Below are 21,018 nucleotides of genomic sequence, written 5' to 3'. Positions count from 1 at the left end.
TCCATACCTTTGTGGGGTGGGTGGCCGAAAAGCAATACCCCTGCGTTAAGCGAGCGTAAATACGTGCTCATCAGAGGGGGTCGAGCGGCGGGACGCGCTCATCCGAGGAAGCCGCGCAGCAGGGCCGCCGTGCCGGAGCAGTGCTCCCGCATGATCTCCCGCGCCGCCTCGGCGTCCTCGTCCAGCACCGCCTCCACCAGGGCCGTGTGCTGCTGCTGGGAGTGCTCCAGGTTCCGCACCAGCAGCGGGATGCAGTCCAGCAGGTCGTTGACCCCGGCGCGGACGGCCGCGTACTGGCCGGCGAGCGAGGGGGAGCCGGACAGCTCGGCGATCGTGAGATGCAGCAGGGTGTCCAGACGGCGGTACTCCGTGAGCGGCGCGTTGTGCGTGCGGGTCAGGGCCGCCCGCAGCCGCTCGACCTCCTCGCTGGTCAGACCGTGTGCCGCGCACAGCCCCGCCGCGCCGACCTCCAGCACCTCGCGGAAGCGCAGCGTGTCCTCGACGTCGATGCCCTTGAGGCGGCGGCGCAGCTCGTCCTCACCCGGTGTGGCGACCCGCGGCAGCACGAACGTGCCCCCGTACCGCCCGCGCCGCGCCTCGATCAGGCCCTGGTCCTGCAGCACCTTGAGCACCTCGCGCAGCGTCACCCGGCTGATCCCGAGCCGCTCGGCCAACTCGCGCTCCGCCGGCAGCCGTTCGCCGCCCGGCACCAGGCCGAGCCGGACGACCTGGAGGATCTGCTCCAGCGCCTCCTCGAAGCCGTTGCCTGCCCGCACCGGCCGCAGTACGGACGCCAGCCGGTCGTCGGCCCAGGGAGTGCCCGGTTCCGCCCCTGTCTGCGACATGTGGACGTTGCCCCTTCCCAACTAATGGTTACGGGTAATACCTTATGGCTCCCGGATGGCTGAATGCCTCCGGGGTGGCCGAAGAAGCCCCTAGGAGGCTTTCCCGTGGCAGACCGCACACCCCCGCTCACCGTCGAGGAGCTGCACGCCCTCGTCGCGGCCGGTGAGATCGACACTGTCGTCCTGGCCTTCCCCGACATGCAAGGGCGCCTCCAGGGCAAGCGGTTCGCCGCGCGCTTCTTCCTCGACGAGGTACTCGCCCATGGCACCGAGGGCTGCAACTACCTGCTCGCCGTCGACACCGAGATGAACACCGTCGACGGCTACGCGATGTCCTCCTGGGACCGCGGCTACGGCGACTTCGCCATGCACCCGGACCTGAGCACCCTGCGCCGGGTGCCGTGGAACGAGGGCACCGCGATGCTGATCGCCGACCTCGCCTGGAACGACGGCTCACCGGTCGTCGCCGCGCCCCGCCAGATCCTGCGCCGCCAGCTGGAGCGCCTCGCCGAACTGGGCTACACGGCCAACGTCGGCACCGAGCTGGAGTTCATCGTCTTCAAGGACACCTACGAGCAGGCCTGGGACGCCGGTTACAAGGGGCTGACCCCGGCGAACCAGTACAACATCGACTACTCGGTCCTCGGCACCGGCCGTATCGAGCCCCTGCTGCGGCGCATCCGCAACGAGATGGAGGCCGCCGGGCTGACCGTCGAGTCCGCCAAGGGCGAGTGCAACCCCGGCCAGCACGAGATCGTGTTCAAGTACGACGAGGCCCTGGTCACCTGCGACCAGCACGCGGTCTACAAGACCGGCGCCAAGGAGATCGCCGCGCAGGAGGGCGTCTCGCTCACCTTCATGGCGAAGTTCAACGAGCGCGAGGGCAACTCCTGCCACATCCACCTGTCCCTGGCGAACGCCGACGGCACCAACGCCATGGCCGACGGCCACGACATGTCGCCGGTCATGCGCCACTTCCTGGCCGGCCAGCTCGCCGCGCTCCGCGACTTCTCGCTGCTCTACGCGCCCAACATCAACTCCTACAAGCGGTTCCAGCCGGGCTCCTTCGCGCCGACCGCCGTGGCCTGGGGGTACGACAACCGGACCTGCGCGCTGCGGGTCGTCGGCCACGGCCGCTCGATGCGTTTCGAGAACAGGCTCCCCGGCGGTGACGTCAACCCGCACCTCGCCGTCTCCGGGCTGATCGCGGCGGGGCTGTACGGCATCGAGCAGAAGCTCGAACTGCCGGAGGTGTGCACCGGGAACGCGTACGCCGCCGGATACGACCAGGTGCCCACCACCCTCCGCGAGGCCGCCGAGCTGTGGGAGAACAGCCTCATCGCCAAGGCCGCCTTCGGCGAGGAGGTCGTCGCGCACTACAGCAACATGGCCCGCGTCGAGCTGGCCGCCTTCGACGCCGCCGTGACCGACTGGGAGCTGCGCCGCTCCTTCGAACGTCTGTGAGTCACCGCGTAGGTCCGTGAGTCACCGAGCACGTCCGTGCGTCCACCGAGCACGTCCGTGACGCACCCGCTGTGAGAGGCCCTGTCTTGTCCGAGCAGTCCGAGCAGTCCGAGCAGTACGAGCAGCAGCTCCAGGTGCTGAACCCCGCCACCGAGGAGGTCGTCGCCACCGTCGCGGCCGCCACGGCGGCGGACGTCGACGCCGCCGTGGCCCTGGCGACGAAGGCCCAGCGGCTGTGGGCCACCACCGCTCCGGGCGACCGCGCCCGGCTGCTGCGCCGCTTCGCGGTGACCGTGGACGAGCACCTGGAGGAGCTGGCGCTGCTGGAGGTCCGCGAGGCCGGACACACCATCGGCAACGCCCGCTGGGAGGCCGGCAACGTCCGGGACCTGCTCGACTACGCGGCCGGCGGCGTCGAGCGGCTCACCGGCCACCAGATCCCGGTGGCCGGGGGGCTCAACGTCACCCTCCTCGAACCGCTCGGCGTCGTCGCGGTGATCGCTCCGTGGAACTTCCCCATGCCCATCGCGGCGTGGGGGGTCGCCCCCGCGCTCGCGGCAGGCAACGCCGTCCTCCTCAAGCCCGCCGAGACCACGCCCCTCACCGCGCTGCGCCTCGCCGAGCTGGCCCGCGAGGCAGGGCTCCCCGAGGGTCTGTTCCAGGTGCTGCCCGGCCACGGCCGCGTCACCGGCGACGCCCTGGTCGAGCACCCCGGCGTCGCGAAGATCGTCTTCACCGGGTCGACTGCCGTGGGCAAGCAGGTGCTGGCGAAGGGCTCGGCACTGCTCAAGCGCGTCACCCTCGAACTCGGCGGCAAGAGCCCCAACATCGTCTTCGCCGACTCCGACCTGGAGGCCGCCGCCGCGGCCGCCCCCATGTCGTTCCTGGACAACTCCGGCCAGGACTGCTGCGCCCGCACCCGCATCCTCGTCCAGCGCTCCGCCTACGACCGCTTCCTCGACCTCCTCGCCCCCGGCATCGAGTCCGTCCGCGTCGGCGACCCGGCCGACGAGGCCACCCAGATGGGCCCGCTCATCTCCCGGATCCAGCTGGACCGCGTCCGCGCGTACGTCGACCCGGACGCGCCCGGCATCCGCGGCAAGGCGCCCGAGGGCCCCGGCTTCTGGTTCCCGCCGACCGTCCTCACCGATGTCGCGCCCGACGCCCGGGTGGCCGCCGAGGAGGTCTTCGGCCCCGTCGCCGTCGTCCTGCCCTTCGAGGACGAGGCCGACGCCATCCGCCTCGCCAACGACACCCCCTACGGCCTGTCCGGCTCCATCTGGACCCGGGACGTCGGGCGCGCGCTGCGCGTCTCCCAGGCCGTCCGCGCCGGCAACCTGTCCGTCAACTCCCACTCCAGCGTCCGCTACTGGACCCCCTTCGGCGGGTTCAAACAGTCCGGCATCGGCCGTGAACTCGGCCCGGACGCCCTGACCGCCTTCACCGAAACCAAGAACGTCTTCATCAGCACGGAAGGCTCCGCACAGTGACATCGGAAAACATCTGCCGCCGCCTGGTCGGCCGCACCGCCGTCATCACCGGCGCCGGCAGCGGCATCGGCCTCGCCACCGCGCGCCGGCTGGCCGCCGAGGGCGCGCACGTCGTCTGCGGCGACCTGGACGAGGCACGCGGCAAGGCGGCCGCCGAGGAGGTCGGCGGGCTCTTCGTCAAGGTCGACGTCACCGACGCCGAGCAGGTCGACGCGCTGTTCAAGACCGCGTTCGACACCTACGGCAGCGTCGACATCGCCTTCAACAACGCGGGCATCTCGCCGCCCGACGACGACTCCATCCTGGAGACCGGCCTGGAGGCCTGGAAGCGGGTCCAGGAGGTCAACCTCACCTCCGTGTACCTGTGCTGCAAGGCCGCGATCCCCTACATGCGCAGCCAGGGCAAGGGCTCGATCATCAACACCGCGTCCTTCGTGGCCCGCATGGGCGCGGCGACCTCCCAGATCTCGTACACGGCCTCCAAGGGCGGTGTGCTGGCCATGTCCCGGGAGCTGGGCGTGCAGTTCGCGCGGGAGGGCATCCGCGTCAACGCGCTCTGCCCGGGGCCGGTCAACACCCCGCTGCTGCAGGAGCTGTTCGCGAAGGACCCGGAGCGGGCCGCGCGCCGGCTCGTGCACATCCCGGTCGGCCGCTTCGCCGAGGCCGACGAGATCGCGGCCGCCGTCGCGTTCCTCGCCAGTGACGACTCCTCCTTCGTCAACGCCACCGACTTCCTGGTCGACGGCGGTATCGCGGGCGCGTACGTCACCCCGGTCTAGACAGTCCGCCCGGTGACCGGAACACCGGCACGGTCGGTGTGATTAAAGTGCCGGGATGAGCAGTTCGCCGCCCGGCTGGTACCGCGACCCGTCCTACCCGCTCACCGAACGCTGGTGGGACGGGACCGCGTGGACCGACCACCGGCGCCAGCCGGAGCAGCCCGTGCCGCCGGTGCTCCGGCCGGGGCCGCCCGCGCGCGGCCCCGGCCGCGCCAAGGTCGTCGCGCTGGCCGCCGTCGGTGCCGTCCTGGTCGCCGGGGCGGTCACGGGCGGTGTCCTGCTGCTCGGCGAGGACGGCGACGGCGGCCGGGAGACGAGGACCACCACGGCGTCCCCGACCTCCGAGGCCGACGGGAAGGACAGCCCTGCCCCGGCCGACTCCGTCGGCCCGTCCCCCTCCGGGGACGCGAAGCGCGCCGTGGACGACCTCAACGGAATCACGTTCCCGATCCCCGAAGGCTGGGAGGACGGCGACGGATCCGGTGAGGAGGACGCCGTCCTCGTCACGGACGGCACCTTCGACTGCCCCGGAGAGGGCAGTGTGTGCCGCGGAGGCGTCGTCGTCTCGCGCACCGTCACCGGCAGCGACGAGACCTCCCCGAAGATCCTCGCCGAGAACGACATCGAGGACGCCGCGAACGACGCCTTCGACCGTGACGTCCTGGACAAGCAGCCGTACGACGGCATCACCGGCCACGAGGTCGTCGGATCCGGCTCGGTCGCCGTCGCGGGCCGCGCCGGCTACTACGTGCGCTGGCGGGTGACGACGGGGGCCGGGGCCGGCGGCTACGTCCAGTCCCTCGTCTTCCCCTCCAGCAGCGGCTCCGAGGCACCCGTCCTGGTCCGGTTCGCCCTCGACGCGGGCGACGACGGCCCGCCGCTCGACGACATCGACGAGATCGTCGAGGGCGTCCGCGCGGTGGGCGACACGGAGGCGGACACGGGCGGGGGAGTGGGCAGCAGTCTCGGCCCCTCGTGAGACCGCGCGCCGCCCCCGCCGCCCCCGGCTACAGGAACGTGTGGCCCTCGCCGCGATAGGTCGGCACGGCCGCCGTCACCTCGTCGCCCTCGACCAGGTGCAGCACGTCGAACCGCTCGCACAGCTCACCGGCCTTGGCGTGCCGGAACCACACCTTGTCGCCGAGCAGCAGGTCGTCGGCGGGCGCCCCCAGCAGCGGGGTCTGCACCTCGCCGGGGCCCTCCTGCGGGTCGTACCTCAGCCCCTCGGGCAGATACGGCACCGGCAGCCGGTCGGGGCCGGGCGCGCCGGAGGCCGGGTAACCGCCGCCCAGGACCGTGACGACCCCGACACCGGGACGCCGTACCACCGGCATGGCGAACAGCGCGGCCGGACGCCCGCTGAACGACGTGTAGTTGTCGAAGAGGCGCGGCACGTAGAGCCCGGAACCGGCACCGATCTCGGTGACCGAGTCCTCCGCCGCCGTGTGCTGCACACTGCCCGTGCCGCCGCCGTTCACGAACTCCAGGTCCGGCGCCACCCGCCGTACGGCGCGCACCACTTCGGCCCGCCGCGCGGCCAGCTCCTTCTTCGCGGTGGCCTGCATCAGCCGGATGGCACGCGAACGCAGCGGCCGTCCGGCCACCGCGTCGCCCACACCGGCGATATGACCCTCGTACGCCATGATCCCGACCAGCTTGAACCCCGGGCGCTCGGTGATCGCGCGGGCCATGTCGGCGACCTGCGCGGGGGAGTGCAGCGGGGAGCGCAGCGCCCCGACCCGCACCCGGCCGCCGAGCAGCTTCAGCGAGGTGTCCAACTCCAGGCAGACACGCACGACTTCGGTGCCGCCCCGTCGGGAGTCGTCGATCAGCTGGAGCTGGGCGGGGTCGTCGACCATCACGGTCACGGCGGCCGCGAGCTTGGGGTCGCCCGCCAGTTCGGCGAAGGCCTCGTGGTCGGCCGAGGGGTAGGCGAGCAGCACGTCCTCGAACCCGGAGCGGGCCAGCCACAGGGACTCGGCGAGGGTGAACGACATGATGCCCTCGAAGCCCTCACGGGCCAGGACCCTCTCCAGAAGAGCCCGGCAGCGAACGGACTTGCTCGCGACGCGGATCGGCTTGCCGCCGGCCCTGCGCGCGAGGTCGTCTGCGTTCGCGTCGAAGGCGTCGAGGTCGACGATCGCCAGAGGGGCGTCGAGATGAGCTGTGGCCCGGTCGTACCGGGCCCGATCGGCGGCGCGCGCAGTCATGCACGAAGCCTGCCAGACATGATTACCGCAGGGTAGGGGGACGTTCCGGGCAGAAGCCACGGGCCGGCGTACTGGTTCCCGTTCGACGGCGGCCAACCCGTAGAGTGACGCGCACGCAGGGACGACCTCGACGGGGATGCGGATCCGCTGCCGCGGGTATGGCTTGCCCGTGGTGACGGCGACCGCGGGCGGGCGAGTCCCGGTACGTTTGACGGCCGCTCCCCACGGGTGGTCGGACGCCCGGACGGCCTCCGGGCCGCACGGGACGAGGAAACGGGGGGTGCATGAGCACGGAAGCGCGGCGCGCCTCCATTCCCCCGCGCCCACCGGTCCCGCCCCGCCCGTCCATACCACCGGACCACGAACCGTCGACCACGCCGCCGGGCACCGCGGCCCGGCCTGCGTCGAGGGAACCCGGGTCCGACAGCGAGGCGCCGGACACGTGTCCGCCGGCCTCGGGCGGCGCGTCCGCCCGGGCCACTCGCCCGCCCACCGCGGGTACGCGGCCCCCGGCACCGGGTGCGCCCGATTCGGGTACGCGCGCCTCCGCCTCCGGTGCGCACCCCACGGCTTCCTCTCCACGCGGCTCCGGCCCGGTGGGAGGCTCCTCGGTCCCCCCGCCCCGCCCGGATCGCGCACCCTCGGCCGGGAACGGTCCGACCGTGCCACGGCGTCCGCAGCGGCCCCCCGTGGCGGGCGCGCCCGCACGGCCCAGCGCTCCGCCCCGCCCGTCCTCGGCGCCCTCGTCGACGCCGGGCGCACCCCGGGACGTACGGCACCCCCGTGCGACGGACGCGCCGAACACCCCGGAGAGCAACCGGAGTTCCGGCGGCCAGAGCGGCACCGCACCCTCCCGTGCGCACGGCTCCGACCCGGCGGCCCGCCAGGGCGGCCTTCCGCGAGGCTCCCGGCCGCCGGCCGGGCAGGGCTCCCTGCGCGGCTCCGGCGCCACGGCGTCCGGGGGCGATGCCGTACGCGGGCCGGGCGAGGCGGGCCGGACTCCCGCGCGCGGCGCCGCCCGGCCGGCCGGCCGGAGCCCGGCGGGCGAGGCCGCCGTGGACAGCGGCGCCCCGCGTCGCGGCGAGCACCCGCGTTTCTCCGACTTCCGGCGCACCGCGAGCCAGAACGGCGGCACCCCGGCCACCGCGCCGCCGCCCCCGGCCGCCTCCGCCCGCTTCCCCGACGCCCCGCCGGCGGCCTGGACCCGCTTCCTGAAGGCTCCACCGGCGGCTCCGACCCGTTTCCCGGACGGCACGCCCACGGCGTCGGCCCGCTTCCCGGACGGCCCCCCGGCCGCCGGTCGCCCGGACGACACCCCGCCCCCGGCCTCGGCCCGCTTCCCCGACACCCCGCCGGCGGCACGTGACACCGCACGGCGGACGGACGTACCACGCTCCTCGGGCCCGGCACCGACCTCGGGCCCGGCACCGACCTCGGGCCCGGCACCGACCTCGGGTCCGGCACCGTCCCCTGGTCCCGCACGGTTCTCCGGTCCCGCACGGCCCTCGGGAACCCGGGCGGCCGACCCGGCCCCACCCCTCGGCGGCCGGTCGCCCCGGCCCTCCGGCCCCCCCGCCGGTCAAGCCCCACCACGCTCCTCCGCAAGCGCGCCCTCCCACCCGGCCGCACAGCCCCCGGCGCAGGCACCCGCCGACGGCGTACCGGCGTCCGGTGGCGCCGTCCCGCCCACCGCGCCGCCCCCGCGTCGGCCCACGCCCCAGGAGCGGGCCCCCGAGGGCACGCCCCACCCGAGGCCCCTCACCCCCGAGCGCCCCGGCGGCTGGCAGCCTCCGTCGGCTTCGTCCCGGCGGTCCGCCGAAGCCCTCGACGGAGTCCTCGGCGCCGCTGCCGGGCGGCCCTTCGTGACGTTGGCGCAGCCGGACACCTCGCCGTGGACCGCGCCGGAGCCGTACGCCACACGCCGCAGGCCGCGCCCCACCAGGGCGAGGGCGGCGGCCGTGGCCGCGTGCGTGGTGCTCGGCATCGGGCTCATCGGCGGCGCGGCGGCCGGGAGTTGGCTCACCGGGGACCCCGGGGCGGACGGCTCGCGCGACACCTTCGCGGTGGCCGGACAGCTGTGGCACGGCGTACCCGTCGACGAACTGTTCCCGCCCACCGTGCGCGGCGAGGGCGCCGGACCCGGCGGCACCGACCGCACCTGGACACGGATCGCCGTCGCGCGCGACAGCGGCTGCGCGGACGCCTTCGACCCGCTGCTGCGCAAGGTCCTCGCCCCCGTCGGCTGTCTGCGGCTGCTGCGCGCCACCTACACCGACGCGACCCGGAGCAACGTCATCACCGTCGGCCTGATGTTCACCAAGGCCGACGCCGCCGCCATGACCGCGCTCAGGAACCGCTTCGCGAAGGACGAGCTGGACCGCCGCACCGACCTGATGCCGAGGCCGTACGCCGCCGAGGACACCGTCGCGGCCGGCTTCGGCGACGACCAGCGGGCCTCCTGGACGATCTCCGTCCTCACCGACGTGCCCGTCGTCGTCTACGCCGTCTCGGGCTTCGCCGACGGCCGCACCGTCACCGAACCACAGCCGGCCGAGGACGCGATGAAGCCCGGCGCCACCAGCGCACCCGCCCAGTCCGGTCTCGGCCACGAGGCGAAGGGCCTCGCCGACCGCATCGAACGCGGCCTGCGCAGGACCGCCGCGTCCGCCACGGAGCAGCCCTCATGACCGCCGGGAAACCCGGGACCGCCGTATCGGCAGGAGTAACCGCGCGGGCCGTGACGCCCACCCGGGCCGGCCGCCGTGCCCGGCGTCCGCGACTCCGTCTGCTCAGCCTCCCCCTCGCCGCCTCCCTGGCCCTCCTGCCGTCCACCGCCGCGCACGCCGACGGCATCCGGGACCAGCAGTGGGCGCTGGAGGCGATGCACACACAGGAGGCATGGCGTACGACGAAGGGGGCCGGCATCACCGTCGCGGTGCTCGACACCGGCGTCGACGACGAGCACCCGGACCTCGTCGGCAACATCCTGCCGACGCGGGACATGGTCGGCTTCGGGGCCTCGCGCGGCGACCGCGCCTGGGCCCGGCACGGCACCGCCATGGCCGGGATCATCGCCGGGCACGGACACGGTCCGAACAACGCCGACGGCGTCCTCGGTATCGCCCCCGAGGCACGGATCCTCCCCGTCCGCGTCATCCTGGAGGACAAGGACGCGGCCCGCTCCAAGGCCCGCAGCACCCGCGGCAACGCCCTCGCCGAAGGCATCCGCTGGGCCGCCGACCAGGACGTCGACGTCATCAACCTCTCCCTCGGCGACGACTCCGAGTCCGCCCATCCGGAACCCTCCGAGGACGCCGCCGTCCAGTACGCCCTGGCGAAGGGCTCGATCGTGGTCGCCTCGGCCGGCAACGGCGGGGCGAAGGGCGACCACATCTCCTACCCGGCGGCCTACCCGGGGGTGATCGCGGTGACCGCCGTCGACGAGGACGGCGACCGCGCCCCGTTCTCCACCCGCCGCTGGTACGCCACCGTCAGCGCCCCCGGCGTCGACGTCGTCATCGCCGACCCGGACCGCAAGTACTACGAGGGCTGGGGCACCAGCGCCGCCGCGGCCTTCGTCTCCGGCGCCGCCGCCCTCATCAAGGCGGCCCACCCGAGCCTGACCCCCGCCCAGGTCAAACGCCTCCTGGAGGAGACCGCCCGCGAAGCCCCCGCCGGCGGCCGCGACGACTCCCGCGGCTTCGGCTTCGTCGACCCGGCGGCCGCCATCGAGAAGGGCGCCGCACTCACCTCCGACGACCTCAAGACCGCGTCGTACGGCGGCAAGTACTTCGGCTCCGGTCCGGACCCGGTCGAGGAGGAGGACCCGACCGTCGGCTGGGCCGCGCCCGCCGCAGGTGGAGCAGGCGCGTTCCTGCTGGTCATGGCCGTGATGGTCTGGCGCGGACGCGGTCGCGGCCGGCCCGACGACTACATCGTCTGAAGGCGGCGCCTACGAGGTGCCGGCCGCCCCCGCCGCACCCGTCGTCCCCCCGAACACCGAGACGGCCGCCCGCGCCGCCGCCTCCACCAGCGCGACCCCCTTCGCCTTGGTCGTGTTGCCGTGCGACACCACCGCGACCAGGTACGCCCGCCCCTCCACCGTCACCCGGCCGACGCTGTTGATGTCCCACAGCCCGGTCGCGGTACGCGGCAACCACCCGTTCTTCAGGGCGAATCCTGGTCCCGAGACCCCGCCCGACGCGGCCGCCGAGACGCCCCAGTCCTGCCCCGGGGCGATCCGGCCCATCAGCTCCTGGACGTACGACCGTGCGGCCGCGCTCAGCTCGGACGTGCCGTCGTCCCCGAACACCTGCCGGAGCAGGGTGAGTTGATCGGCCGCCGTGGTCTGGGTGAGGCCCCAGTACAGACCGTCGCCGCCCTCGGTGTCCGTCAGCCCGAACCGCTCGTTCGCGGCGTCGAGGCCGCCCGCCTGCCCGATGACCTTCCACAGAGCCGTCGCGGACGCGTTGTCGCTGTCCCGGATCATCGCGGAGGCGTACGTCCGCTCCTGCGCGGTGAGCGACCGGCCCGCGTCCTCGGCCCGCAGCAGCAGGGCCGCCAGGATGTCCAGCTTGACGATGCTCGCGGTGTCGAAGCGCGCGTCCCCGTACCCGGCCGATTCCCCGGAGGTCACGTCCAGCACCGACACCGACACCGCCGCCCCGTCCTCGACGGTCACCTCCGCCAGGGCCGCCGCGAGCAGCGCGTCGTGATCCGCCTCGGGCGCCGCCACAGGTTCCACCGAAGCCTCCTCGACGACCGCGCCCGCGCCCGGCACGGGGGAAGCGGAGGCCGGGGGCGGTACCGACGATGACGCCGACGACGATACGGCGGAACCCCCGCCGTCCTGCGCCCGGGCCCTCATGTACACCGACCCGGCGGCCGTGCCGCCCACCAGGACGAGGGCGACGAGCGCGAGGTGGACGAGCGGGCGGCGCACGGACGGACGGGCGCGGCGACGGGCTCCGGATGACGGCATGCCGCGATGGTTGTGGACCCCGCTGTGCGTGCGGTGAGGCGCTTGTTAAATGCGTGTCAGGGAAGGCTGAGAAAACCGTGAGCGAGGTGACCGTCAGGTTTCCGGCCTGCCGGACGCCCGGGAGACCTCCCCCGATAGGCTCGACGACCGTGGCGAACAAGAACATTCCCGACCCCGGCTTCTCCGACGACGACGGTTCCGCCGACCCCCGGCTGAGCGCCGCGCTCGCCGCCTGGGCCGAGGACCGCACGGCCGTGGGCCCCGTCCTCGAAGCCCTTGAGGGGGCCCGGCTGCTCGTGCCCGTCGTGGCCGTGCTCGGCGAGGTCGAGGTGGACGAGAGGGGGCTGCGCCGCGAGAAGACCAGCGACATGGCCGTCCCCACCCTGAAGGCCGGCGGCCGCACCGCCCTGCCCGCCTTCACCTCCACCGACTCCCTGGCCCGCTGGGACCCGGCCGCCCGCCCGGTCGCCGTACCCCTGCGCCAGGCGCTGCAGGCCGCCGCGCACGAGAAGGCGGACACGGTCGTCCTCGACCTCGCCGGTCCCGTCACCTACGAGCTGACCGGCCGGGCCCTGCTCGCGCTCGCCGAGGGACGTACCACCACCGACCCGCTCGCCGACCCCGCCGTCCGCGACGCCGTCCGCGCGGCCGTCGCCGCCGAGCCGGCCGTGCTCCGCGCCCACCTCGGCCCCGGGCAGGCCGACGGCACCCTGGCCCTCGTCCTCGACCCGTCCGCGGGCCCGGCCGAGGCCGCGCGGGCCGTCGCGGGCCGCCTCGCCGCCGACGAGACACTTAGGGCCCGCCTGGTGCGCGGCCTCGACCTGGCACTGCTGCCGGCCGGGGCGACGCCACCGGGCGAGCCCTTGTACGTACGGGGGTAGCGGTCGCCGCGAGGTCTAGCCGTAGACCGGGCCCGTGTACTTCTCGCCCGGGCCCTGGCCCGGCTCGTCCGGTACGAGCGACGCCTCGCGGAACGCCAGCTGCAGCGACTTCAGTCCGTCGCGCAGCGGTGCCGCGTGGAAGGAGCTGATCTCGGTCGCCGACGCGTCGAGGAGGCCGGCGAGTGCGGTGACGAGCTTGCGGGCCTCGTCCAGGTCCTTGTACTTGTCGCCCTCCTCCGTCAGGCCGAGCTTCACCGCGGCGGCGCTCATCAGGTTGACGGCGACGGTCACGATCACCTCGACCGCGGGGACCTCGGCGATGTCGCGGGTCATCGAGTCGAAGTCGGGGTTCTCAGGAGGGGTCTCACTCATGCCCACACGATAGGCCCCGCCGCGCACGTCCCTACCTGCGGGAGTCCGGCGCAGCCCGATTGGCACGCCAGGTTTCAACCCGGTATGGTGGTCTCAACGACCGGCTGGACACCTGTGTGCCCGGCCCGCAAGTGGAGGCTCCGAACTCCCACCTGACTGTCCTCCGGGACGGCAGGTCAACCGGTCAGACGGCCCCCACCGTTCCGTACGGACGGTGGAGTCGTCCGATACTGCGCCCCGCGGCACACCCGCGGCGGTGCTCCGGCAGCATATGGAGCCCCGCCTGTGTCCCGTCCGGGGCATTTTTCATGGCCCTTGACGGTTGGTCTCTATGTCAACCAGACATAACACGGCGGTCCGCCAGACCGGCGTGTGGTGCTACCGAGGAGGATCCATCAGCACCGAGCCCCGCATCAACGACCGGATTCGCGTTCCCGAAGTGCGACTTGTCGGTCCCAGCGGCGAGCAGGTCGGGATTGTTCCGCTTGCCAAGGCCCTGGAGCTTGCGCAGGAGTACGACCTCGACCTGGTCGAGGTGGCGGCGAGCGCGCGCCCGCCGGTCTGCAAGCTCATGGACTACGGGAAGTTCAAGTACGAGTCGGCCATGAAGGCCCGTGAGGCGCGCAAGAACCAGGCGCACACGGTCATCAAGGAAATGAAGCTCCGGCCGAAGATCGACCCGCACGACTACGACACCAAAAAGGGTCACGTCGTCCGGTTCCTCAAGCAGGGCGACAAGGTCAAGATCACGATCATGTTCCGTGGTCGCGAGCAGTCCCGGCCCGAGCTGGGCTACCGACTGCTGCAGCGTCTCGCCTCGGACGTCGAGGATCTCGGGTTCATCGAGTCGAACCCGAAGCAGGACGGCCGAAACATGATCATGGTTCTCGGTCCGCACAAGAAGAAGACCGAGGCGATGGCCGAGGCCCGCCAGGCGCAGGAAGCCCGGAAGGCGGAAGCGAAGGCCAACCCCGGCAAGTCGCAGAACGCCGCCGAGCACAGCGACGCCGAGGACACCGACGTGGAGCTGGAGCACGTCGAGGCCGAGGCGCCTGCAGAGGCGCCTGCCGAGGCGTAAGTCCCCGGGACGCGAGTCCGGGGGAAGCCCTGGACACCGTCCAGGGTGTCAACCGAAAGAAATGACGTTCCGTCGTGCCCGGTTTCGCGACCGGGCACCGGAGCGCCACTGACGAGGAGAGAACGGCGCTATGCCGAAGAACAAGTCGCACAGCGGTGCCAGCAAGCGCTTCAAGATCACCGGCTCCGGCAAGGTGCTCCGTGAGCGCGCCGGCAAGCGCCACCTGCTCGAGCACAAGTCGTCCCGCGTGACGCGTCGCCTCACCGGCAACGCCGAGATGGCCCCGGGCGACGCCGCGAAGATCAAGAAGCTTCTCGGCAAGTGACGCGGCGGCGCCTGATCGGTTGATCGAAGCGCGCCGTACGACGTCAGGACCGGGACCCCATCGATTTCGGGTCGTGTGAGGACAACCACGGCCCCGCTACAAGGAGTAAAAAGTGGCACGCGTCAAGCGGGCGGTAAACGCCCACAAGAAGCGCCGGGCGATCCTCGAGGCGGCCTCCGGCTACCGCGGTCAGCGTTCGCGCCTGTACCGCAAGGCCAAGGAGCAGGTCACCCACTCGCTGGTCTACAACTACAACGACCGCAAGAAGCGCAAGGGCGACTTCCGTCAGCTGTGGATCCAGCGCATCAACGCTGCGGCCCGCCAGAACGGCATGACGTACAACCGCCTCATCCAGGGTCTGAAGGCCGCGAACATCGAGGTCGACCGCAAGATCCTCGCCGAGCTGGCCGTCAACGACGCCACGGCGTTCTCCGCGCTGGTCGAGGTCGCGCAGAAGGCGCTGCCGGCGGACGTGAACGCGCCCAAGGCGGCGTGACGCTCGCGCCGGCCTGAGCCGTCTGAGATGTGCCCCGGACCCGCAGGTGCTTGCCGCCTGCGGGTCCGGGTGTTTTTTGGGTGCGTTGTCGGGTGCGGGCCCGGTGGGGCTTCTCGCGCACTTCCCGGCGCCCCCAAAAGCCCCGCCCCTGCTTTTCAGGGGCGCGGGGAACCGCGCGGCCAGCCCCCACGCACCCGCACCCGACAACGCACTGCCTCCGCCCCCCCCCGAACTCCTCGATCCCCAAAGGTGATCCATGCCGACCCCCGAGTTGATCTCCCCGCGCTCCGCCCGCGTCGCCGCGGCCCGCCGGCTCGCGAAGCGGAACTTCCGGGGGAAGGACCGGCTGTTCCTGGCGGAGGGCCCGCAGGCGGTGCGCGAGGCCGCCCGACACGCGGACACCCTGGTCGAACTGTTCGCCACCCCCGACGCCGCGGAGCGGTACGCCGACATCGTGGACGAGGCCCACGCGGCCGGCGCCCGCGTGCACCTCGCCGACGAGGCGGTCGTCGCCGACATCTCCACCACCGTCACCCCGCAGGGCCTCGTCGGGGTCTGCCGGTTCCTCGACACCCCGTTCGCGGAGATCCTGGAAGGCCGCCCCAAGCTCGTCGCCGTCCTCGCCCACGTCCGCGACCCCGGCAACGCCGGCACCGTACTGCGCTGCGCCGACGCCGCCGGGGCCGAGGCGGTCGTGCTCACCGACGCGTCCGTGGACCTCTACAACCCCAAGGCCGTGCGCGCCTCCGTCGGGTCGCTGTTCCATCTGCCCGTCGCCGTCGGCGTGCCCGTGGAGGAGGCCGTGGCGGGGCTCCGGCAGGCAGGGGTGCGGATCCTCGCCGCCGACGGCGCGGGCGAGGACGACCTCGACGCCGAGCTGGACAAGGGGACGATGGGCGGCCCCACGGCGTGGGTGTTCGGGAACGAGGCGTGGGGACTGCCCGAGGAGACGCGGGAGCTGGCCGACGCCGTCGTACGGGTGCCGATCCACGGAAAGGCGGAAAGCCTGAACCTGGCGACCGCCGCCGCCGTATGTCTCTACGCGTCCGCCCGTGCACAGCGCGCCTTCGGAGGGTGCCGCACCGTCACGCCCAGCTAGTAGGGTGACGGGCTCGGGGGCCCACTGCACAACGCGAGAGGTGGGGTACGGGGATGAGGGTCGGCACGAGCGGCACACGGGGAGCACGGGACGTGCTCGCCCCATCGGCGGCCCGGCACGATGATCTCGCCGAGCTCGGCATCGACCCCGACGACCTCCCCGACGGACTGGTCGTGGCCGACGCCAACGGCCGCGTGATCTGTTTCAACGCCGCCGCCGCCCGGATCACCGCCACCCCGGCCGCCGACGCCCTCGGCCGCCCGCTGGAATGGGCCCTCCCCCTGGAAGATCTCGAAGGCCGCCGCTGGTGGCAGCTGACCGACCCGTACGGGGGCCTCGCCATCCGCGTCGGGCAGCCCGAGCGGAACCTGCTGCTGCCCGGGGCACGCGAGATCCTCGTGTCGGCCCGCTACATCCGCACGGAGCCCACAGGACCCGTCCGCCGTGTCGTGGTCTCCCTGCGCGACACCGAGGCCCGGCGCCGCACCGAGCGCAGCCACGCCGAACTGATCGCCACCGTGGCCCATGAGCTGCGGTCGCCGCTGACGTCGGTCAAGGGGTTCACGGCGACGCTGCTCGCGAAGTGGGAGCGGTTCACGGACGACCAGAAGAAACTGATGCTGGAGACCGTGGACGCCGACGCCAACCGGGTCACGCGGCTCATCGCCGAGCTGCTGGACATCTCGCGGATCGACTCCGGGCGCCTCGAAGTGCGCAGGCAGCCCGTCGACATCGGCGCGGCCGTCGGACGGCACATCCAGGCGTACGTCGCCGCGGGGCAGCCCGCCGACCGGTTCCTGCTGCGGATCGGACAGCCGCTGCCCGATCTGTGGGCCGACCCGGACAAGATCGACCAGGTGCTGAGCAACCTGCTGGAAAATGCGGTGCGGCACGGCGAGGGAACGGTCACGATTGACGTCACGCCCACGGCGTCCCCCCGTGAGGGGGAGGACACCGGTACGTCGGTCACGGTGAGCGACGAGGGCAGTGGCATCCCGGAGGAGTCCATGAACCGCGTCTTCACCCGCTTCTGGCGGGGCAGCAAGCGCGGCGGCACCGGCCTCGGGCTGTACATCGTCAAGGGCATCGTCGAAGCCCACGGCGGCACCATCACCGTCGGACGCGCCCCCCTCGGCGGCGCCGAGTTCCGATTTACGTTGCCCGTGAGCGCTCCGGCCTACCTGGCCTGAGCAGCCTGCGGGCGCATCCGTTCACCTCCACCCCGTTAGACTCGGCCTTTGGCACCTTTGTGTCCTGCACACGGCCCTGAGCGCCGGTCACGGGGACCTTCAGTCAGCCAATCGGAAGCACGGGAAGAGATGTCGGCACCGAATAAGTCGTACGACCCTGTAGAGGTCGAGGCCTTGAAACCGGAAGAGATCGAGCGCATGCGGGACGAGGCGCTCGCCGCCTTCGCCGCCGCGGACTCCCTCGACGCGCTCCAGGAGGCCAAGGTCGCCCACACCGGCGGCACCTCCCCGCTGGCACTCGCCAACCGCGAGATCGGCGCACTGCCCCCGCAGGCCAAGGCCGCCGCAGGCAAGCTGGTCGGCCAGGCGCGGGGCGCGGTCAACAAGGGCCTCGCGGCCCGCCAGAGCGAGCTGGAGGCCGAGCGGGACGCCCGGGTACTGGTCGAGGAGGCGGTGGACGTCACGCTGCCCTACGACCGCGTACCGGCCGGTGCCCGCCACCCCCTCACCACCCTGTCGGAGCGCATCGAGGACGTCTTCGTGGCCATGGGCTACGAGGTCGCCGAGGGCCCCCAGGTCGAGGCCGAGTGGTTCAACTTCGACGCCCTCAACATCGGCCCGGACCACCCGGCCCGCGGCGAGGCCGACACCTTCTTCGTGCAGGGCCCCGAGGGCGGCACCGAGTCCGGCGTCGTGCTGCGCACCCACACCTCGCCCGTGCAGATCCGCTCGCTGCTGAGCCGTGAGCTGCCGGTGTACGTGATCTGCCCCGGTGTCGTGTACCGCACCGACGAGCTGGACGCCACGCACACCCCGGTCTTCCGCCAGGTCGAGCTGCTGGCCGTCGACGAGGGCCTCACCATGGCCGACCTCAAGGGCACCATGGACCACATGGTCCAGGCGCTGTTCGGCGAGGGCATGAAGACGCGGCTGCGGCCGAACTTCTTCCCGTTCACCGAGCCGTCCGCCGAGATGGACATGGTGTGCTACGTCTGCCGCGGCGAGTCCGTCGGCAACCCCGACCGCCCCTGCCGCACCTGCTCCAGCGAGGGCTGGATCGAGCTGGGCGGCTGCGGCATGGTCAACCCCAAGGTGCTCACCGCCTGCGGTGTCGACCCGGAGAAGTACAGCGGCTTCGCCTTCGGGTTCGGCATCGAGCGGATGCTGATGTTCCGCCACAACGTCGAAGACATGCGAGACATGGTCGAGGGTGACGTCCGGTTCACCCGGCCGTTCGGGATGGAGATCTGATGCGGGTCCCGCTTTCCTGGCTGCGGGAGTACGTCGACCTGCCGGCCACCCAGACCGGCCGTGACGTCCAGGCCAAGCTCATCTCGGCCGGACTGGAGGTCGAGACGGTCGAGCAGCTCGGCGACGGCCTCAAGGGCCCCCTGGTCGTCGGTCAGGTGCTGACCGTCGAGGAGCTGACGGAGTTCAAGAAGCCCATCCGCTTCTGCACCGTCGACGTCGGCACCGCCAACGGCACCGGCGAGCCGCAGGAGATCGTCTGCGGCGCCCGCAACTTCGCCGTCGGCGACAAGGTCGTGGTCGTCCTCCCCGGCGCCGAACTGCCCGGCGGCTTCGCCATCTCCGCCCGCAAGACCTACGGCCGCAACTCGCACGGCATGATCTGCTCCAGCGACGAGCTGGGCATGGGCGACGACGGCACCAAGGGCATCATCGTGCTGCCGCCGGAGACCGAGGTCGGCAAGGACGCGATCGAGCTGCTGGAACTCGTCGACGAGGTCCTCGACATCGCCGTCACCGCCAACCGCGGCGACTGCCTGTCGATCCGGGGCGTCGCCCGCGAGACCGCCATCGCCTACGGCCTGCCGCTGCGCGACCCGGCGCTCCTCGACGTCCCCGGCCCGAACGCGTTCGGGCACCCCGTCCAGGTCTCCGACCCGCTCGGCTGCGACCGCTTCACCGCCCGCACCGTCACCGGTCTCGACCCCGAGGCGCGCTCCCCGATCTGGCTCAAGCGCCGGCTGCAGAAGGTCGGCATGCGCCCGATCTCGCTCGCCGTCGACATCACCAACTACGTGATGATGGAGCTGGGCCAGCCGCTGCACGCCTACGACCGCTCCCTGGTCCAGGGCACGATCGGGGTGCGCCGGGCCGAGGAGGGCGAGAAGATCGTCACCCTCGACGGCACCACCCGTACCCTGCACGCCGAGGACCTGGTGATCACCGACGAGCGCGGCCCCATCGGCCTCGCCGGGGTCATGGGCGGCGCCAACACGGAGATCGCCGACCACGACGATCTGGAGAACGCCTCCAGCGACGTCGTCATCGAGGCCGCCCACTTCGACCAGGTCGCCATCGCGCGCACGGCCCGCCGGCACAAGCTGTCGTCGGAGGCGTCCCGCCGCTTCGAGCGCGGCGTCGACCCGCTGGCCGCGGCCGCCGCCGCCCAGCGCACCGTCGACCTGCTCGTGCTCCTCGCGGGCGGCACCGCCGACGCGGGTGTCACCGAGGTGATCGCCCCGTCCGCGCCGCACACGATCAGCATGCCGGCGAACCACCCGGACCGGGTCGCGGGCGTCGAGTACGGCCGCGAGATCGTCGTACGCCGCCTCCAGGAGGTCGGCTGCGACGTCTACGGCCAGGACGACCTGATCGTCACCGTGCCGTCCTGGCGGCCCGACCTCACCGAGGTCAACGACCTCGCCGAGGAGGTCATCCGCCTGGAGGGCTACGAGAACCTGCCCTCCACCCTCCCCAAGCCCCCCTCGGGCCGGGGCCTGACCCACCGGCAGCGGCTGCACCGCCGCGTCGGCCGCGCGCTGGCCGGCGCCGGGTACGTCGAGGCGCCGAACTACCCGTTCATCGGCGAGCAGGTCTTCGACCAGCTCGGCCTGGACGCCGACGACCCGGCCCGCCGTGTCGTCAGGCTGACCAACCCGCTCAAGGACGAGGAGCCCGCGCTCCGCACGTCGCTGCTGCCGGGTCTGCTGGGCGCGCTGCGGCGCAACGACGGCCGGGGCACGCACGACCTGGCCCTGTTCGAGACCGGGCTGGTGTTCCTCCCGCGGGGCGAGCAGCGGGTCGCCGTCGCGCTGCCGGTCGACCGCCGGCCCACCGACGAGGAGATCGCGTCGCTGAACGCCGTGCTGCCCGAGCAGCCGCGCCACGTCGCCGTCGTCGTCGCCGGGGCCCGTGAGCAGGCCGGCTGGTGGGGCCGGGGCCGTCCGGCCGACTGGGCCGACACCGTCGAGGCGGGCCGCGCCGTCGCCCGCGAGGCCGGTGCCGAACTGATCGTCCGCAAGGGCCAGTACGGTCCCTGGCACCCGGGCCGGTGCGCCGAGTTCGTGATCGTGGCGGACGGCGTCGAGCGGGTCGTCGGCCACGCCGGTGAACTGCATCCGCGGGTGCTCAAGGCGCTCGGACTGCCGGCCCGTACCGCCGCGATGGAGATCGACGTGGACGCCCTGGAGCAGGTGGGGGACAGCACCCCGCAGGCGCCGCGCATCTCCTCCTTCCCGGTCGCCACGCAGGACGTCGCGCTCGTGGTCGACGCGTTCGTGCCGCACGCCGACGTGGAGGCCGCGCTGCGCGAGGGGGCGGGCGAACTGCTGGAGGGCATCCGGCTGTTCGACGTCTACGAGAACGCGGAGCAGCTCGGTGACGGGCGGAAGTCGCTGGCGTACGCGCTGCGGTTCCGTGCCGAGGACCGGACGCTGACCGTGGACGAGGCCTCGGCGGCCCGGGACGCGGCGGTCGCCCTCGCGGGCGAGCGCACCGGCGCGGTGCTGCGGAGCTAGACGCCTTCCCCGCGCCCCTGGACGAGTGCTCGGTCACCCGTCCG

18 protein-coding genes are annotated in these 21,018 nt (G+C 72.9%); 14 read left to right on the top strand and 4 right to left on the bottom strand.

Features of this window, described 5'->3' with window-relative positions; genetic code table 11:
• Window positions 1–98: 98 nt before the first annotated feature.
• On the bottom strand, window positions 99–845 hold the full coding sequence (locus tag H4687_RS09570; protein ID WP_046919500.1) for a FadR/GntR family transcriptional regulator: 747 nt from the start codon (window positions 843–845) through the stop codon (window positions 99–101).
• 105 nt (window positions 846–950) lie between these two features.
• Between H4687_RS09570 and H4687_RS09565 the strand changes: the two genes are divergently transcribed.
• The 4 genes from H4687_RS09565 (at window position 951) to H4687_RS09550 (ending at window position 5,557) form a co-directional block, all read left to right on the top strand.
• Complete coding sequence (locus H4687_RS09565; protein ID WP_046919501.1) at window positions 951–2,309, top strand: glutamine synthetase family protein; 1,359 nt, start codon at window positions 951–953, stop codon at window positions 2,307–2,309.
• An 86-nt stretch (window positions 2,310–2,395) separates the two neighbouring features.
• The gene (locus tag H4687_RS09560) at window positions 2,396–3,799 is read left to right on the top strand and encodes an aldehyde dehydrogenase family protein (RefSeq protein WP_046919502.1); all 1,404 of its coding nucleotides are present in this window, start codon (window positions 2,396–2,398) and stop codon (window positions 3,797–3,799) included.
• The gene (locus H4687_RS09555) at window positions 3,796–4,578 is read left to right on the top strand and encodes a 3-oxoacyl-ACP reductase (RefSeq protein ID WP_005485293.1); all 783 of its coding nucleotides are present in this window, start codon (window positions 3,796–3,798) and stop codon (window positions 4,576–4,578) included. The genes H4687_RS09560 and H4687_RS09555 overlap by 4 nt, the downstream gene beginning before the upstream one ends.
• Before the next feature lie 55 nt (window positions 4,579–4,633).
• Window positions 4,634–5,557, top strand: coding sequence for a DUF2510 domain-containing protein (locus tag H4687_RS09550; RefSeq protein WP_046919503.1), 924 nt, complete (start codon window positions 4,634–4,636; stop codon window positions 5,555–5,557).
• Window positions 5,558–5,585: 28 nt separating this feature from the next.
• Here the strand turns inward: H4687_RS09550 and H4687_RS09545 are convergent, their stop codons facing one another.
• Window positions 5,586–6,788, bottom strand: coding sequence for an amino acid deaminase/aldolase (locus H4687_RS09545; protein ID WP_046919504.1), 1,203 nt, complete (start codon window positions 6,786–6,788; stop codon window positions 5,586–5,588).
• A 662-nt stretch (window positions 6,789–7,450) separates the two neighbouring features.
• On the opposite strand from H4687_RS09545, the gene H4687_RS46310 reads away from it, so the two are divergent.
• Together H4687_RS46310 and mycP are read left to right on the top strand one after the other, a co-directional pair.
• A complete protein-coding gene (locus H4687_RS46310; protein WP_233443446.1) occupies window positions 7,451–9,475 on the top strand; it encodes a hypothetical protein in 2,025 nt (674 codons plus the stop codon).
• Window positions 9,476–9,525: 50 nt separating this feature from the next.
• Window positions 9,526–10,731, top strand: a complete 1,206-nt coding sequence (gene mycP, locus H4687_RS09535) for a type VII secretion-associated serine protease mycosin (protein ID WP_046919549.1) — start codon at window positions 9,526–9,528, stop codon at window positions 10,729–10,731.
• 9 nt (window positions 10,732–10,740) lie between these two features.
• Here the strand turns inward: mycP and H4687_RS09530 are convergent, their stop codons facing one another.
• On the bottom strand, window positions 10,741–11,769 hold the full coding sequence (locus H4687_RS09530; protein WP_167358639.1) for a serine hydrolase: 1,029 nt from the start codon (window positions 11,767–11,769) through the stop codon (window positions 10,741–10,743).
• Window positions 11,770–11,918: 149 nt separating this feature from the next.
• Between H4687_RS09530 and H4687_RS09525 the strand changes: the two genes are divergently transcribed.
• Complete coding sequence (locus H4687_RS09525) at window positions 11,919–12,650, top strand: SseB family protein (protein WP_046919551.1); 732 nt, start codon at window positions 11,919–11,921, stop codon at window positions 12,648–12,650.
• Window positions 12,651–12,665: 15 nt separating this feature from the next.
• On the opposite strand, the gene H4687_RS09520 is transcribed toward H4687_RS09525, so the two are convergent.
• Complete coding sequence (locus H4687_RS09520) at window positions 12,666–13,022, bottom strand: DUF1844 domain-containing protein (protein ID WP_046919552.1); 357 nt, start codon at window positions 13,020–13,022, stop codon at window positions 12,666–12,668.
• Between the two features lie 370 nt (window positions 13,023–13,392).
• Between H4687_RS09520 and infC the strand changes: the two genes are divergently transcribed.
• From infC to pheT, 7 genes are all read left to right on the top strand, one after another.
• Complete coding sequence (gene infC, locus H4687_RS09515) at window positions 13,393–14,100, top strand: translation initiation factor IF-3 (protein ID WP_005485305.1); 708 nt, start codon at window positions 13,393–13,395, stop codon at window positions 14,098–14,100.
• A 130-nt stretch (window positions 14,101–14,230) separates the two neighbouring features.
• Window positions 14,231–14,425, top strand: a complete 195-nt coding sequence (gene rpmI / locus H4687_RS09510; RefSeq protein ID WP_003977225.1) for a 50S ribosomal protein L35 — start codon at window positions 14,231–14,233, stop codon at window positions 14,423–14,425.
• 112 nt (window positions 14,426–14,537) lie between these two features.
• Window positions 14,538–14,921 carry a 50S ribosomal protein L20 gene (gene rplT / locus H4687_RS09505; protein WP_005485307.1) on the top strand — a complete coding sequence of 128 codons (384 nt, stop codon included), beginning with the start codon at window positions 14,538–14,540 and terminating at the stop codon, window positions 14,919–14,921.
• Window positions 14,922–15,177: 256 nt separating this feature from the next.
• The gene (locus H4687_RS09500) at window positions 15,178–16,020 is read left to right on the top strand and encodes a TrmH family RNA methyltransferase (RefSeq protein ID WP_046916217.1); all 843 of its coding nucleotides are present in this window, start codon (window positions 15,178–15,180) and stop codon (window positions 16,018–16,020) included.
• A 53-nt stretch (window positions 16,021–16,073) separates the two neighbouring features.
• Complete coding sequence (locus H4687_RS09495; RefSeq protein ID WP_046916216.1) at window positions 16,074–17,210, top strand: sensor histidine kinase; 1,137 nt, start codon at window positions 16,074–16,076, stop codon at window positions 17,208–17,210.
• A 129-nt stretch (window positions 17,211–17,339) separates the two neighbouring features.
• The gene (gene pheS, locus H4687_RS09490) at window positions 17,340–18,461 is read left to right on the top strand and encodes a phenylalanine--tRNA ligase subunit alpha (protein ID WP_046916215.1); all 1,122 of its coding nucleotides are present in this window, start codon (window positions 17,340–17,342) and stop codon (window positions 18,459–18,461) included.
• Window positions 18,461–20,974 carry a phenylalanine--tRNA ligase subunit beta gene (gene pheT / locus H4687_RS09485; RefSeq protein WP_046916214.1) on the top strand — a complete coding sequence of 838 codons (2,514 nt, stop codon included), beginning with the start codon at window positions 18,461–18,463 and terminating at the stop codon, window positions 20,972–20,974. The genes pheS and pheT overlap by 1 nt, the downstream gene beginning before the upstream one ends.
• Window positions 20,975–21,018 lie beyond the last annotated feature (44 nt).

The sequence above is a fragment of the Streptomyces stelliscabiei genome (genome assembly GCF_014873495.1).
In the GTDB taxonomy this organism is placed as follows: domain Bacteria; phylum Actinomycetota; class Actinomycetes; order Streptomycetales; family Streptomycetaceae; genus Streptomyces; species Streptomyces bottropensis.
The sequence above is the reverse complement of the archived record's forward strand: the minus strand, read 5'-3'. Positions and strand labels throughout refer to the sequence as shown.